Origin of the sequence: Micromonospora sp. NPDC048898 (assembly GCF_043198035.1) — a bacterium.
Taxonomy (GTDB): Bacteria; Actinomycetota; Actinomycetes; order Mycobacteriales; family Micromonosporaceae; genus Micromonospora.
The window spans coordinates 617723-632568 of record NZ_JBICUF010000001.1; the positions used below are offsets into that span (position 1 = coordinate 617723).

The 14846-nt window shown below is 72.3% G+C and carries 16 protein-coding genes and 1 pseudogene; 6 read left to right on the top strand and 11 right to left on the bottom strand.

What is annotated here, in order from left to right; translation table 11 throughout:
- Positions 1–119: 119 nt before the first annotated feature.
- Positions 120–2255, bottom strand: coding sequence for an NAD-dependent DNA ligase LigA (ligA, locus tag ACGFIQ_RS02900; protein ID WP_393238231.1), 2136 nt, complete (start codon positions 2253–2255; stop codon positions 120–122).
- A gap of 473 nt (positions 2256–2728) precedes the next feature.
- On the opposite strand from ligA, the gene ACGFIQ_RS02905 reads away from it, so the two are divergent.
- Positions 2729–3271 (top strand): type II toxin-antitoxin system PemK/MazF family toxin, encoded by a 543-nt coding sequence (locus ACGFIQ_RS02905; RefSeq protein WP_393238234.1) that lies wholly within the window; start codon positions 2729–2731, stop codon positions 3269–3271.
- 280 nt (positions 3272–3551) lie between these two features.
- Here the strand turns inward: ACGFIQ_RS02905 and ACGFIQ_RS02910 are convergent, their stop codons facing one another.
- The 6 genes and pseudogenes from ACGFIQ_RS02910 to ACGFIQ_RS02935 form a co-directional block, all read right to left on the bottom strand.
- Positions 3552–4562, bottom strand: a complete 1011-nt coding sequence (locus tag ACGFIQ_RS02910; RefSeq protein WP_393238237.1) for an ADP-ribosylglycohydrolase family protein — start codon at positions 4560–4562, stop codon at positions 3552–3554.
- A 30-nt stretch (positions 4563–4592) separates the two neighbouring features.
- Positions 4593–4958, bottom strand: a complete 366-nt coding sequence (locus ACGFIQ_RS02915) for a VOC family protein (protein WP_393238239.1) — start codon at positions 4956–4958, stop codon at positions 4593–4595.
- Positions 4959–4994: 36 nt separating this feature from the next.
- Positions 4995–5999: a methionine synthase gene (locus ACGFIQ_RS02920; protein ID WP_393238241.1), complete on the bottom strand. Its 1005-nt coding sequence runs from the start codon at positions 5997–5999 to the stop codon at positions 4995–4997.
- Between the two features lie 37 nt (positions 6000–6036).
- Positions 6037–7110: a tRNA 2-thiouridine(34) synthase MnmA gene (gene mnmA / locus ACGFIQ_RS02925; RefSeq protein WP_393238244.1), complete on the bottom strand. Its 1074-nt coding sequence runs from the start codon at positions 7108–7110 to the stop codon at positions 6037–6039.
- A gap of 225 nt (positions 7111–7335) precedes the next feature.
- A complete protein-coding gene (locus tag ACGFIQ_RS02930; RefSeq protein ID WP_393238247.1) occupies positions 7336–8511 on the bottom strand; it encodes a cysteine desulfurase family protein in 1176 nt (391 codons plus the stop codon).
- A gap of 58 nt (positions 8512–8569) precedes the next feature.
- Positions 8570–8880, bottom strand: a pseudogene (locus tag ACGFIQ_RS02935) (class F sortase); the annotation flags it as partial.
- 113 nt (positions 8881–8993) lie between these two features.
- Between ACGFIQ_RS02935 and ACGFIQ_RS02940 the strand changes: the two are divergent.
- Positions 8994–9596, top strand: coding sequence for an RNA polymerase sigma factor (locus tag ACGFIQ_RS02940; RefSeq protein WP_393238250.1), 603 nt, complete (start codon positions 8994–8996; stop codon positions 9594–9596).
- Complete coding sequence (locus ACGFIQ_RS02945) at positions 9550–10359, top strand: anti-sigma factor domain-containing protein (protein ID WP_393238253.1); 810 nt, start codon at positions 9550–9552, stop codon at positions 10357–10359. The genes ACGFIQ_RS02940 and ACGFIQ_RS02945 overlap by 47 nt, the downstream gene beginning before the upstream one ends.
- Before the next feature lie 97 nt (positions 10360–10456).
- On the opposite strand, the gene ACGFIQ_RS02950 is transcribed toward ACGFIQ_RS02945, so the two are convergent.
- From ACGFIQ_RS02950 to ACGFIQ_RS02965, 4 genes are all read right to left on the bottom strand, one after another.
- Positions 10457–11416, bottom strand: a complete 960-nt coding sequence (locus tag ACGFIQ_RS02950) for an electron transfer flavoprotein subunit alpha/FixB family protein (protein ID WP_393238256.1) — start codon at positions 11414–11416, stop codon at positions 10457–10459.
- Positions 11417–11430: 14 nt separating this feature from the next.
- Complete coding sequence (locus ACGFIQ_RS02955; RefSeq protein ID WP_357522229.1) at positions 11431–12210, bottom strand: electron transfer flavoprotein subunit beta/FixA family protein; 780 nt, start codon at positions 12208–12210, stop codon at positions 11431–11433.
- Positions 12211–12398: 188 nt separating this feature from the next.
- On the bottom strand, positions 12399–12812 hold the full coding sequence (locus ACGFIQ_RS02960; protein ID WP_393238261.1) for a hypothetical protein: 414 nt from the start codon (positions 12810–12812) through the stop codon (positions 12399–12401).
- Entirely contained in the window at positions 12809–13606 is a 798-nt protein-coding gene (locus ACGFIQ_RS02965; protein WP_393238264.1) for a GNAT family N-acetyltransferase, read from the bottom strand. Before ACGFIQ_RS02965 ends, ACGFIQ_RS02960 begins: the two co-directional genes overlap by 4 nt.
- Before the next feature lie 42 nt (positions 13607–13648).
- Between ACGFIQ_RS02965 and ACGFIQ_RS02970 the strand changes: the two genes are divergently transcribed.
- From ACGFIQ_RS02970 to ACGFIQ_RS02980, 3 genes are read left to right on the top strand one after another with little or no spacing between them, the layout of a single operon-like run.
- The gene (locus tag ACGFIQ_RS02970; protein WP_393238267.1) at positions 13649–14041 is read left to right on the top strand and encodes a YidH family protein; all 393 of its coding nucleotides are present in this window, start codon (positions 13649–13651) and stop codon (positions 14039–14041) included.
- On the top strand, positions 14038–14343 hold the full coding sequence (locus ACGFIQ_RS02975; protein ID WP_393238270.1) for a DUF202 domain-containing protein: 306 nt from the start codon (positions 14038–14040) through the stop codon (positions 14341–14343). Before ACGFIQ_RS02970 ends, ACGFIQ_RS02975 begins: the two co-directional genes overlap by 4 nt.
- A gap of 27 nt (positions 14344–14370) precedes the next feature.
- Positions 14371–14787, top strand: a complete 417-nt coding sequence (locus ACGFIQ_RS02980; protein ID WP_393238273.1) for a PLD nuclease N-terminal domain-containing protein — start codon at positions 14371–14373, stop codon at positions 14785–14787.
- The last annotated feature ends 59 nt before the right edge of the window (positions 14788–14846 follow it).

Sequence of the window (14846 nt, forward strand, 5' to 3'; positions counted from 1 at the left end):
GTCGTGACCCAATGAAACGCCCTCAGCCCCCGGTTTCCCGGTATGACAGTCACGAATCGGTCGTAGTCGTAATTAAGTTGGTATACGCGACCTCTCGCCGCACCGTGCCACGTGCGGAGTCAGTCGCCCGGTTGAGCGACCTCCCGTGCGGCATCCGGCCCCGCGTCGAGCAGGAGCTGGAACCCGGCCTCGTCGAGCACCGGCACCTTGAGGCTGACCGCCTTGTCGGCCTTGGACCCGGGGTTGTCCCCCACGACCACGAAGCTCGTCTTCTTGGAAACCGACCCGCTGACCTTGCCGCCCCGGGTCTCCACGGCCTCGACGGCCTGATCCCGCGAGAAACCGGCGAGTGTGCCGGTCACCACCACGGTCAACCCCTGCAACGGGCGCGGCCCCTCGTCGACCACGTCCTCCGCCATCCGTACGCCGGCCTCGGCCCACTTGCGGACGACCTCGCGGTGCCAGTCCACCGCGAACCACTCCCGAAGGCTCGCCGCGATGGTCGGCCCGACCCCGTCGACCGAGGACAGCTCCTCCTCCGTGGCCGCCTCGATGGCGTCCATCGAGCGGAAGTGCCGGGCGAGCGCCCGAGCCGCGGTGGGGCCGACGTGCCGGATGGAGAGCGCCACCAGCACCCGCCACAGCTCGCGCTGCCGGGCGACCACGAGATTGTCCAACAACTTGGCCGCGTTGCTGCCGAGGGTGCCGTCCTTGTTGACGAAGAACGGGGACCGGGCCAGCTGCTCGGCGTCGAGCTGGAAGAGGTCGCCCTCGTCGGTGATGATCTGCGCGTCCAGTAGTGCTCCCGCGCCCTTGTAGCCGAGCACCTCGATGTCGAACGCACCCCGGCCGGCCAGATGGAACACCCGCTCCCGCAGCTGCGCCGGGCAGCTGTGGGTGTTGGGGCAGCGGATGTCGACGTCGCTCTCCTTGGCGGGAGCGAGTGGCGTGCCGCAGGACGGGCAGGTGGTGGGCATCACGAACGCGCGCGCGTCGGCGGGACGCAGGTCGACAACCGGGCCGAGCACCTCGGGGATCACGTCCCCCGCCTTGCGCACCACCACCGTGTCGCCGATCAACACGCCCTTGCGTTCCACCTCGCTGGCGTTGTGCAGGGTGGCCTGGGCGACCGTCGAGCCCGCCACGTGCACCGGCTCCAGCACCGCGAACGGGGTGACCCGCCCGGTGCGCCCCACACCGACCTCGATGTCGAGCAGCTTGGTGGTGACCTCCTCCGGCGGGTATTTGAAGGCGATCGCCCAGCGCGGGGCACGGCTCGTCGAACCGAGCCGGCCCTGGATGGAGACCGGGTCGACCTTGACCACCACCCCGTCGATCTCGTGCTCGACGTCGTGCCGGTGCTCGGCGTAGTGCGCGATGTATGCCGCCACGCCGGCCAGATCCGGGACGACCCGCCACCGATCACTTGTCGGCAACCCCCACGACTTCAGCGCCGCGTACGACTCGGACTGGGCCGTGGGCTGGAACCCCCGGCGGGCGCCGATGCCGTGCACGACCAGGCGCAGCGGCCGGGAGGCGGTGACCCGCGGGTCCTTCTGCCGCAGGCTGCCGGCGGCGGCGTTGCGCGGGTTGGCGAACGGTGCCCGGCCCTGCTCGACCAGGCTGGCGTTGAGATCGGCGAAGGCGGCGATCGGGAAGTAGATCTCGCCCCGGACCTCCAGCAGCTCCGGGACGTCTGGGAACTCGGCGGAGGGGGCGAGCTCGCTGGGCACGTCCCGGATGCTGCGTACGTTGGCGGTGACGTCCTCACCGGTGCGACCGTCGCCCCGGGTGGCGGCCCGGACCAGCCTGCCCTTCTCGTAGGTCAGGTTGATGGCCAACCCGTCGACCTTCAGCTCACACAGGTAGGGCACCGGGCCGCCCGCGTCCCGTTCGACCCGCTCGGCCCAGGCCGCCAGCTCCTCGTCGGCGAAGGCGTTGTCGAGCGACAGCATCCGCTCGGCGTGGGTGACCGGGGTGAAGTCGGTGGAGAACGTGCCGCCCACCCGCTGGGTCGGCGAATCGGGCGTGCGCAGCCCCGGGAACTCCGCCTCCAGCGCCTCCAACTCGCGCAGCTGCCGATCGAACTCGGCGTCGGCGATGATCGGCGCGTCCAACACGTAGTAGCGGTATTGATGCTCGGTCAGCTCCCGGCTGAGCGTGGCGTGCCGCTCCCGGGCCTGCGGCGTCGGCTCAGCCCCGGCCGCCGCCTCCTGCTCCGGGCTGACCTGCTGACCGATCTGCTCCTCGGACACACCGCCACCTTCGGACACGCCTGCGACCTCCCTGATCACGCTACTCCGGCACGGTATCGGGCCGGTGGGACAATCCGTTGCCCGCCCGCGCAAGCAGCGACGTTCCTCTCCGCCGCGATCCGTGATCACGTGATGCTCAGTAGTTCTCGACGGGCCGATCCCACTACTCAGCATCAAATGATCAAGGGGTGTCCTCCGGGTGCCGCGGTGCATCGGGCACCCGCGGTGTGGTTGGCGGGCGGCACGGGCGACGGCGTGCGAGGATCGCCGGACAGCGCGGCCCGCGAGCCGCCAGGAGGCGGCGATACGTCCGCCGGTGGTCACCAGGCGGGAGTACCCGCCGGTAGGCAGGCGGCGGGGCACATCCGCCGGTACGCACGAGCGGGGCACATCCGCCGGTGGTCACGAGGCGGGAGTATCCGCCGGGAGGCGGGCGGCGGGGATGCGTCCGTCAATGGGCAGGAGGTTGGGCGATGCGCGAGGCACTGCTCTGGGCGGTGGCGATCCTGCTGGCCGTGGGTGCGGGCTGGGCCTGGAACAGCTGGCGGCACCGGGTTTCCACCCGCCCCTCGGGCACCCGACCGGATCGCCGTGCCACGGCCGGCACCGGTGGTCGTCGGCCCACCCCACCTCGACCGCGCGGCGCCGACCGACCGGGCGCCAAGCCCCGCTCACGGGACACCGACCGGCGAGAGGCCCCGGCACCGGGCGAGATCTGGTGGGCCGACGTGCCGTACGCCGACGGCAGTGGCTCGAAGGTACGGCCCTGCCTGGTGCTGCGGGCGGACTCCCGAGGAGCGGACGTCCTGAAGATCACCAGCCAGGACAAGAGTGACCGGGACGACCACGTGCGGATCCCCACCCGGGACTGGGACCCCGGCGCGGAGCACGACAGCTACCTCAGCCTGACCGAGCCGATCCGACTCAACTCGGCCGCCTTCGCCGACCACGCCGGCCGCTGCGACGCCGACCTGTGGCGCAAGGTCCGCAGCCTGCGTCACCTACCCACCCCCTGACCAGCCCGCTGCCCGGTCATCCAGACCGCCCTGGCCCGCGGACCACCCCGTCACCTGACCAAAGACGGCGTGATCGACTCGGCTTCCTGCAAAACGCGGCATCCGACACCACGGGACACCGCGACTTTCAGAAAACCGAGTGGATCACCCCCGCATGGCAGCGCCGGGCAGGGCCGAGGCCGGGCAGGGCCGAGGCCGGGCAGGGCCGAGGCCGGGCAGGGCCGAGGCCGGGCAGGGCCGAGGCCGGGCAGGGCCGAGGCCGGGCAGGGCAGGCAGGGGGTCAGTCCCAGGCGGCGCCCAGCGTGGCGAGTTGGTCCGCGTACTCGATGCGGTCCATCCACCCGGTCCGCCAGGCGGCCATGCCGGCGGCCGCGCCCACGAACGCGCCGGCCAGGGCGGCGATGGAGTCGGAGTCGCCGGCGGTGGTCGCGCCCCGGGCCAGTGCCGCCACCGGGTCGTCGGCGTGCCGAATGGCGCAGAGCAGTGCGGTGGCCAGCGCCTCCTCGGCAACCCAGCCCTCCCCGGTGGCCCGGCACGGGTCGCCGCCGTCGTCCGGCTGGCTCAGGGCGGTCGTCAGTCGGCCCAGCGCCGTCAGGCACTCGTCCCAGCCTCGGGCGATGTACGTCTCCGGTGAGGGCGTACCGGGACGCTGCCAGAGGTCGCCCAGCCACTGCTCCCGGTAGACCAGGCGCTGGGCGAGCGCCCGCTCGGTGAGCAGCGCGGGAAGCTCGGGCAGTGTGGCGCCCGCGCGCAGCGCGAAGACCGCGTACGCGGTCAGCTCGCTGGCGGCCAGCCCGGTCGGGTGGCCGTGGGTCATCCCGGCCTGTAGTTGGGCCAACCCGGCCAGCGTGTCCAGGTCGATGTCGAGCAGCCCGACCGGTGTGACCCGCATGTTGGCCCCACACCCCTTCGACCCGGCCACTGTCGCCTCCTGCCAGCGCGTGCCCTGGGTCAGCTCCGCGCAGGCCCGCAGGCAGGTCATGCCCGGGGCACGGTTGTTGTCCGGGCTGACCGCCCAGGCCAGGAAGCGCTGCCGCAGCAGCGGCTCCACCGCCTCCGGGGTGAGCGAGGGCGCATCGTGCAGCGCCCAGCCCACCGCGAGTGCCATCTGGGTGTCGTCGGTGACGAGTGCCGGCTCGCCGGTCAGCTCACGTGGGCCGGTCGGGCCGTACCGGTGCTCGATCTCGGCGACAGTCAGGAACTCGGTCGGCTTGCCGAGCGCGTCACCGTAGGCGAGGCCGAAGAGTGAACCGGAGGCGCGCAGCGCGGAGGTGGGGATCACGGCGGCCATGATGCCCGGCCGCCGCAACCCCCGTCGGGCTCAGTCCCAGCAGAGGCAGAACGGGTGGCCGACCGGGTCGGCGTAGACCCGGAAACCGTCGCCCCCGCCCGGCAGCCGCCGAGCCCCGAGCGCGAGGGCCGCCTTCTCCGCGCTCTCGATGTCGTCCACCGTCACATCCAGGTGGAACTGCTGTGGACGCTCCGGGTCCGGCCAGGCCGGTGGCCGCAGGTCGGGCGCCTGTTGGAAGGCCACACGCGGCTGGTGGCCGGGCGGACCGCCCAGCACCACCCAGTCGGACTCCGTCTCACCCTCGGCGATGGGCACGCCGAGCAGCTCGGCGTAGAACTCCGCCAACGCCCGGGGATCCGGGCAATCGATCACCACTGAACGCAGCTGTCCAATCATGACCGTCATCCTGCCCACCCGGTACGACAGGAAACCTCAATCCTCGGCGAGCCGCCGGCCGGCGTCCCGACAGGCCGCGAGCACCGCCCGCGCGTACTGCGGGGTGGCACCGGCGAGACCGCAGGCCGGGGTGAGCACCACCTGCTCGGCCAGCTGCCGACGAGGAAAGCCGAGGCGGTCCCAGACCTGACGTACCCGATCGGCGATCTGCGCGGAGGTCGGCGCGCCACCGGCCGACGGAGGCCGGGTCGGCGCGGCCCCGGCCAGCAACCCGAGGCCGGCGTCGATCGCCTCGCCCAGCGGGTCCAGTTTGGTGACCAGGTCGAGGTCGAGGGCGACCGCGACGGCTCCGGTGGAGCGGATCAGCTCCAGCGGTACGTCGGGGGCGCAGCAGTGCACGAGCGTCGGCACGCCCACCGCGTCGACGACCTCGCGCAGCAGTGCGGCGGCGTCCACCGACTCGACCGCCCGGTACGCGCCCAGGCCACTCTCGGTCGGCACCCGCCCGGCCAGCACGGTCGGCAGTGACGGCTCGTCCAGTTGGAGTAGCACCGACGCCCGGGGCAACCGCCGGGCCACCGCCGCGACGTGCGCGCGCAGCCCTTCGGCGAGGGACCCGGTCAGGTCACGGACCGCGCCGGGGTCACGCAGCAGGCGACCACCGATCGGCAGTTCCAGGGAGGCGGCCAGCGTCAACGGACCGGCGGCCTGCACCTTGATCGGGCCGTCGTACTCCTCGGCCTGCTCGGCGAGCTGGTCCAGGTCGCGTTCCATGAGGTCAGCGGCCCGGCGCAGGTCGCGGCCCGGGCGTGGGGCGACCCGCCACCGGCCGGCGTACACCTCGACGGGCAGCTCGACCAGCAGCCCGGCGGACCGGCCGATCATGTCGGCGCCGGGGCCACGGGCCGGCAACTCGGGCAGGTGGGGCAGCTCGGGAAGCTCACCGAGGACCACCCGCTGTGCCTCGCCGATGTCGGTGCCGGGCAGCGAACCAATTCCGGTTGCCGCACCGGCCGGCCAGGGCCACGCCTGATCTGTCACGGCCGAAGGCTATCCCGCGAACCCCCGTGCCGCGCCGTCAGGCGGTGATGGTCGCCGAGCCGAGGACCACGTCGCCGGCCGGGTCCGGCCGGTACGCGACCACGGCCTGACCGGCGGCGACACCGCGGACCGGCCGGCGCAGCTCGGCGTGCAGCAGGTCACCGTCGAGGGCGACGGTCGCCGGGACCACGTCGCCGTGCGCACGCAACTGCACCTCGCACTCGACCGGCGCGTCCGGGCGTGCGCCGCCGGTCCAGACCGGACGAACGGCGCGCACCTCGGACACCTCCAGGGCCTCGGCGGTGCCGACGGTCACCGTGTTGGTCTTCGGCGTGATCGAGAGCACGTAGCGCGGCCGTCCGTCCGGGGCCGGCCGGTCCAGGTGCAGGCCGCGACGCTGCCCCACCGTGTACGCGTACGCGCCGCGGTGACTGCCGACCACCGCGCCGGTGCTCGCGTCGACCACGTCGCCGGGCGCCTCGCCGAGCCGGCCGGCCAGGAAGCCGCGGGTGTCGCCGTCAGCGATGAAGCAGATGTCGTGCGAGTCCGGCTTGTCGGCCACCGCCAGGCCACGCTCGGCGGCCTCCGCACGGACCTGCGCCTTCGTCGCGTCGCCCAGCGGGAAGATCGACCGGTCCAGTTGCTCGCGGGTGAGCACGGCCAGCACGTACGACTGGTCCTTGGCGATGTCGACGCTGCGCCGCAGCAGCCCGTCCGGGCCGAGCCGGGCGTGGTGCCCGGTGACCACCGCGTCGAAGCCCAGGGCCACCGCCCGGTCCAGCACCGCCGTGAACTTGATCTTCTCGTTGCAGCGCAGGCAGGGATTAGGCGTACGGCCGGCGGCGTATTCGGCGACGAAGTCGTCCACCACGTCCTCGTGGAAGCGGTCGGCCATGTCCCAGACGTAGAACGGGATGCCGATCACGTCGGCGGCCCGTCGTGCGTCCCGGGAGTCTTCCAGGGTGCAGCAGCCGCGCGCCCCGGTCCGGTAGGTCTGTGGATTGCGCGCCAGCGCCAGGTGTACGCCTGTCACGTCATGCCCGGCCGCCACCGCCCGCGCCGCCGCCACGGCCGAGTCAACCCCGCCCGACATAGCCGCCAGAACCCTCATCAGCCCACTCCCTTCCCACCCCAGTCCCCCACGACAACCCTATCCACCACCCCAGCCCCATCCCACCCCGCGCACCGACCCCGCCACCCCCGACGTCGATCATGGAGTTGTGGTGCCTGGAATGAGATAAACCACGGCCTTTGTCACCCACCACAACTCCTTGATCGACAAGGACGGGGGTGGGGCGGGGCGGGCGGGGCGGGGCGGGGGGTGGGGGGGGATCAGTTAGCGGGGGGTGCGGAGGGCTGCGGCTCGGCGGGCTCGGTCTACCGCTGCCGGGAGGGCCGTGATGAGGGCGTCGACGTCGGCCTGGGTGCTCGTATGGCCGAGGGAGAAGCGCAGCGAGGAGCGGGCGCGGTCGTCGTCGGCGCCCATCGCCAGCAGCACGTGTGAGGGTTGGGCCACACCCGCGGAGCAGGCCGACCCGGTTGAGCAGGCGATGCCCTGGGCGTCGAGCAGCAGCAGCAGGGCGTCGCCCTCGCAGCCCGGGAAGGAGAAGTGCGCGTTGCCCGGCAGCCGGTCGGTCGGGTCACCGTTGTAGATCACCTCGGGCACCGCCCGACGAACCCGTTCGATCAGGTCGTCGCGGAGCGCGGCCACCCGGGCCGCGTACTCCTGTTGGCCCTTCACCGCGCTCTCGACGGCGACCGCGAAGGCGACGATGCCGGCGGTGTCCAGGGTGCCGGAGCGAACGTCGCGTTCCTGGCCGCCGCCGTGCAGCAGCGGAGTGGCCGCGACGTCCCGGGCGAGCAGCAGCGCGCCCACCCCGGTCGGGCCGCCCAACTTGTGCCCGGTGACGGTCAGCGCGGCGACACCGCTGGCGCCGAAGTCGACGGGCACCTGACCGACCGCCTGGACGGCGTCGGTGTGGAACGGCACACCGTGCTCGGCCGCGACGGCGGCCAACTCGGCGATCGGCTGGACGGTGCCCACCTCGTTGTTCGCCCACATCGCGGTGACCACCGCCACCCGGTCGGCGTGCGCGGCCAACTCGGCGCGCAGGTCCTCCGGGTCGAGCCGACCGGCGGCGTCCACCGGCAACCAGCCGACCTCGGCTCCCTCGTGCTCGACGAGCCAGTCCACCGCGTCCAGCACCGCGTGGTGCTCGACGGCGCTGGAGACCACCCGACGGCGTTGCGGGGCGGCTCCCCGGCGGGCCCAGAAGATGCCCTTGACCGCGAGGTTGTCGCTCTCCGTGCCACCACCGGTGAAGATCACCTCGGACGGCCGCGCGCCCAGCGCCGCGGCCACCTTCTCGCGGGACTCCTCGACCCGGCGGCGGGCACGGCGACCCGCCGCGTGCAGGGAGGACGCGTTGCCGACCTCGCGGGCGGCAGCGACGTACGCCTCCAGTGCCTCGTCGAGCATCGGAGTCGTCGCCGCGTGATCCAGGTAAGCCATCACCGCTCAGCCTACGGCTGACACCGCGGAGCCCCGATGCCGGAGGGGACCCGCCCGGTCAGGCGGGTACCGCGGTGACGACGACGTTGTCCCGGTACCTGCGCGCCCTGGCGTCGAACGGCCCGCCACAGGTGATCAGGGTCAGTCGCGGCTTGCCGTCCCGGGCGAAGTACCGGTCCAACGGAATCCTGGTCTTCGCGTACTCCTCCCGGGCGACGACCCGGTAGCGCCGTGCCGTGCCGTGCCGTCGCTGCCGGTCGCGGTCAGCGTGTCGCCCTGGCCCAGTTCACGGAGTCGGAAGAACGCCCCCCTGCCCTGCCTGGCACTGTCCACGTGACCGGCGATGACCACCGAGCCGGCGGGGGCTGCATCCGGACCGGGGTCGCGAGGCGAAGAGCTGCTGAGATGACATCGACCGGGAGAGTGGGGCGGAGACTGTGGCAGCTACAGTCGGGCATGCCCCGTCGAAGGCGAGCCGCCCGATGACGGCCCTGCACGAGGAACCGGACCCTCCGGTGGACGACCTCGCGCTCCGCTTCCGCGCGGGCGACGACGTGGCGCTCCGCGAGGCGTACGACCGGTACGGTCGGGCCGTGTTCCACCTGGCCACCTCCATACTGGCCAACCGCGCCGACGCCGAGGACGTCACCCAGACCACGTTCGTCGCCGCCTGGCTGGGTCGCGACACCTTCGACCCGGCCAAGGGGTCACTGATCGGCTGGCTGCTCGGCATCGGCCGGCGCAAGGTGATCGACCGGATGCGCGCCTCGGCCCGGGAGACCCGGGTGGTGGAGACAGTCCGTCAGTTGCCCGAGCCGGTGCCGGCCGACCCGGACCCGGACCGCGTGGTGGACCGGCTGGTGATCGCCGACGAGTTGGCCCGTCTCCCCGACGACCAGCGACGCATGTTGGAGCTGGCCTTCTACGACGACCTGACCCACCAGCAGATAGCCACGGTGACGGGGGTGCCGTTGGGCACCGTCAAGAGCCACATCCGGCGCGGCATGGCGAGCTTGAAACGCAGATGGGAGGTGGACGGTGCAGCACCTGGACCACGACCGGCTGGTCTTTCTGGCGCTCGGTGAGAGCGAGGCGGACAACGGGGAGAGCACCCACCTCGGCACCTGCGCGCACTGCCGGGTGGAGATGACGACCCTGCGGCAGATCGCCGGGCTCGGCGTGGAGACGCAGGGCCTCGCCGACCTGCCCGACCCGCCGGAGCACCTCTGGCAGGGCATCCTGGCCCAGGTCAGCGCGGCGGAGACCCGGCCGTCGGTGACCGAGACCCGCCGCCCGCCGCTGCCGGAACAGGCCACCGGCACGGAGGCCGAGCCGACCACCGACACGTCGGCGGAGCCGACTGTCACCCGGCTGGACCCGGCTCGCCGGGCTCGCCGGGGCCGTGGCTGGTCCCGTTGGGCGGCCACCGCGGTGACCGCTGCCGCCGCCGCGGCGGTCGGTGTGGTGGGCACGGTCTCGGTGCTCCGGCCGGACGACCCGGCGCCCGCACCGAAGCCGGTGGTGGTGGCGAGCGCCCCGCTGGCGGCGTACGGGTCGACGCCCCCGGCGGCCATGGGTGACGCTCGGGTTTTCCAGGGCGGCCAACTACATCTGCATGTGGCGAATCTCCCGAGCGTCCCTGGGTACTACGAGGTCTGGCTCATCAATCCGACGACGATGGAGATGTTCTCGGTCGGCACCCTGGGTGGCGGCCAGGATGCCCTGCTACCCCTGCCCCCGAATGTCGACCTCAAGAGCTACTCGGTGGTCGACATCTCCGCGGAACGGTTCGACAACAACACCCGCCACTCCGGCGACAGCCTGGTGAGGGGCACCCTGACGGGCTGATCGGCGGGCCGGCTCAGCTCCCCGGCCCGCCGATCAGCTCCCCACGAAAAAGACAGTGGCCGCCCCGGATCGGGGTGGCCACTGTCGTGTCACCGGGTCACTTGCGCTTGCGGATCTCCTCGGCGGCCTGCGGGACGATCTTGAACAGGTCGCCCACCACGCCGAAGTCGGCCAGCTCGAAGATCGGCGCCTCGCCGTCCTTGTTGACCGCGACGATGGTCTTCGAGGTCTGCATGCCGGCCCGGTGCTGGATGGCACCGGAGATGCCGAGCGCGACGTAGAGCTGCGGGGAGACCGTCTTGCCGGTCTGGCCCACCTGGAACTGGTGTGGGTAGAAGCCGGAGTCGACGGCCGCGCGGGACGCGCCGACGGCGCCGCCGAGCAGGTCGGCCAGCTCCTCGACCAGCTTGAAGTTGTCGGCGTTGCCCACACCGCGACCGCCGGAGACGACCACGCCGGCCTCGGTCAGCTCGGGGCGGGAGCCCTTCTGCTCGGCGACCCGCTCGACGACCCTGGCCAGCTTGTCGGTGTCGGTGACCGACACGGTGAGCTGCTCGATCGCCGGGGTGGCCGCCGCCGGGGTCGGGGTGACCGAGTTGGGCCGGACGGTGACCAGCGGCAGGCCCCTGGTGACCCTGGACTTGACGATGGCGGAGCCGGCGAAGGCGATCTGGGTCGCGGTGCCGTCGGCGTCCAGGCCGACCACGTCGGTCAGGATGCCGTTGTCCAGCTTGACGGCGAGGCGGGCGGCGATCTCCTTACCCTCCTGGGCCGAGGCCAGCAGCACGGCTGCCGGCTGCACGCGCGTGACCAGTTCGGCCAGCACGGTGGCCTTGGGGGCTACCAGGTAGCCGTCGATCTCGTCACCCTCGGCGGCGTAGATCTTCTCCGCGCCGTACTCGCCCAGCTTGCCGCTCAGCGCCTCGGCGGCGCCGGCGCCGCCGAGCACCACCGCGCTCGGGGTGCCCAGCTCGCGGGCGAGGGTGAGCATCTCCAGGGTGACCTTCTTGACGCCGAATTCCTTGGTGGCTTCGACGACGACGAGAACCTCAGACATGTCCAGACCCGCTCTCACACGAACTTTTCGGTGGCGAGGAACTCGACCAGCTTGACGCCGCCCTCGCCCTCATCGGTGATCTTGGCGCCGCCGGAGCGTGGCGGGCGCTTGGAGTGTTCGACGACAGCGCTGGTGGCCCCGTCGAAGCCCACCTCGGCGGGCGCGACGCCCAGGTCGGCCAGGGAGAACGTCTGCACCGGCTTCTTCTTGGCGGCCATGATGCCCTTGAAGGAGGGGTAGCGCGGCTCGTTGATCGTGTCCCAGACGGAGACCACGGCGGGGGTGGCGGCGGTGACCACCTCGTAGCCCTCCTCGGTCTGCCGCTCCACGGTCAGCGTGCTGCCGTCGACGGTCAGCTTGCGGGCACCGGTGAGCGCGGCGACGCCGAGCCGCTCGGCGATCATGTGCGGCATGACCTGGACCCGACCGTCGGTGGACTCGGCGCCGCAGATCACCAGGTCGGCGTTCAGTTGACCCAGCGCGGCGGCGAGCACCTTCGAGGTGGCGACGGCGCAGGAACCGTGCAGGGCGTCGTCCAGCACGTGCACGGCCTTGTCCGGGCCCATGGAGAGCGCCTTGCGGATCGACTCGGTCGCCCGATCCGGACCCATGGTCAGGATGGTGACCTCGCCGCCGTGCGCCTCCTTGATCTTCAGCGCCTCCTCGATGGCGTACTCGTCCATCTCGTTGATCACGTTGTTCGCCGAACCGCGGTCGACGGTGTTGTCGTCATTGCGCAGGTTGCGGTCCGCGCCCGAATCAGGCACCTGCTTGACGAGTACGACGATGTTCATCGCGCTTCGACGACCCTCCTGTGTGGTGATGCGATTCGCTCGCCCGGTCTGGGGCGCAGCGTCGCGCGTCGGTCGACGCCAGGTCAACCGCGGGCTGCTGTGCAGTTGCCCACGAGGCAATGTTACCTGTCGGTAGCTTGCGCTCTCCGGGGCACTCAGAGTGACACAGCTCACCGATGGGCAGGCGGTCAGGCCGGGTCGGCCAACGCGTTCCGGATCTGGTCGATGGCCGCCGCCTCGGCGGGCGCCACCCCGGCGTGCGCCCGGGCCACCCGGTCCGCCGCACCCAACACCACCGAGCGGTACGCCTCCACGTCCTGCGGTGACTTCTCGCGCAGGATTCGCACCGCGTGCCGCAGTGCCGGCAGCACCACCGACTCGATCTCCAACTGCGAGTCCCGGGGCAGCCGGGGCAGCGGGCCGGTGGTGAGCGCCTCCTTGACCGTCCCGCTGGCGTTGGCCAGCGCGCTGGACGCGGCGACGCTCTCCCGGATCACCCCCAGTACCCCCGGGTCGGCGTTGGACACCAGGAAGACGGCACCGAAGGCACCGGTCTTGAGAATCGACCGCTCCTCGTCCGTCAGCCGCTGCTCCATGATCACGGAGTGTAGACGTACGGGGTGGTGGTGGTCACCGGGACGAGGCCGAGCCGCTGCAGGATCGGCCGGCTGTCCTCGGAACAGTCCACCTGCACGAGCGTGCGGCCCCGCTGGTCGGCCAACCGCGCCCGGTAGTTCACGAGCGCCCGGTAGATGCCCCGGTGACGCCACTGCGGCAGGGTCGAGCCGCCCCACAGGGTGGCGAAGCCGGTGTTCGCCGGGAAGCGCACCCAACCGGCGCTCACCACCGTGTCGTCCGCCTCGGCCACCACGACGGTGATCGAGTTCCTGTCGGCGTCGATCTCCTTGGCCAGGCCCGTGACGAGGTGCGAACGGTCCTCCTGCCAGACCTCCTCCTCCATGGCGGCGATCCGCTCCAGGTCGGCGCGGGAGGTCACCTCACGCAGGCGTACCCCCTCGGGGGTGACCGGCAGCGCGGCGGCCAGCGGCGCGACCGGGCCGACCACGACGGTTTCCCGGTCCTCCGGCACGAAGCCGGCGGCGCGCAGGCGGTCCGCCAGGTCCGCCGGTTCGTCGTGTTCGTTGAGCTTCCACTCGACCGACTGGCCACGTTCGCGGAACAGCCGCACCTGCCGGGTGATCAGCTCGTCCAGCGCGTCCCCGGTGAGTCCGCCGAGGTCGCGGTAGGTGAGGAATCCGCCGGCGTCGAGCCCGATGATGCGCACCAACGGCCCGTCCCACTCCACCGTCACCCCGGCCGGAACCGGGTCGGGGATCTCCGGGCGGAGTTGGTTGTCGTAGGCGGCACGCAGCGTCGTTACGTCGAGATCAGTCACCGAGTCAGGCTAAGCGGGATGGGAAGCGGATAATCTGCCACCGTGTGGGCGGCGATCAGGCGATGGTTCGACCCGGCGGAGCTGGGCACGGTCGGTGAGCAGCCGGACTACCGGTTCTCACTGGCCAACGAACGGACCTTCCTCGCCTGGCTGCGCACCGGGTTGGCGCTGGTCGGCGGCGGGTTGGCCGCCGCGCAGTTCCTGCCACCCCTGCCGATGAGCCACCTGCGGGAGGCGATCGCCGTCGCGCTGCTCCTGCTCGGCGCTGCCGTCGCGGTCCGCGCGGTGGACCACTGGGCGCGTACCGAGCGGGCCATCCGGCTCGGTCAGGAGCTGCCCGCGTCCCGGTTTCCCGCCATCCTGGCCCTGGCCGTGGGTGCCGGCGCGGTGCTGCTGGTGGTCGCCGTCCTGCTGCGGGCGGTCGGCGGCAGGTGAGCGCCGCACGCGACTCCGGGCTGCAACCGGAACGCACCCGCCTGGCCTGGCGACGCACCCTGCTCGCGGTGACGGTGGTGACCGCGCTCGCCGTGCGGTTGGCATCGGCGGACGGCCCGACCGGGGCGCTGCTCGCCGGCGTCGTCGTGCTGCTGTGGGGTGCCCTGCTGGTGCTCTGCTCGCCCCGCGGCACCGGCGCCGGCCCGGCCCGCACCGGTGGTCGGACACTGCCCCTGGTCGCGCTGGGCACCGTGGGGATCGCGTTACTGGGAGTGCTGCTGGTGATGCGCGGACTGTGGTGACGGGACTCGGTGCGCCATGATGGGTGGATGGCCCGGCTGTACGTTCTCCTCTTCCTGGTGCAGATTGTCCTCGCCGTCTGCGCGTTGATCAGTTGCCTCTCCGCCGAGGAGGGTCAGATTCGCGCCCTGCCCCGGATCGCCTGGGTGCTGATCATCCTGTTCTTCCCGCTGGTCGGCTCGATCGCCTGGTTCGTCGCCGGCCGGGAGCCCAGCACCGGCGCCCGCAAGGGCTGGTCGGGTGGCACGGGCTCGGTCGAGCGCAAGCGCCCCCGACCGGTCGCCCCCGACGACGACCCGGAGTTTCTCCGGTCCGTGCAGGACCGCGCCAAGCAGCAGGACGACGAGCTCTTCCGTCGTTGGGAGGAGGACCTGCGCCGGCGCGAGGACGACCTGCGCCGGCGCGACGGTGAGCCGCCCCGCGAGGGTGACCGGCCGGAGGTGTAAGCGTCGGCGCGACCGCGCCGGCGTCGGTGCCTGAGCGTCGGCGCGACCGCGCCGACGTC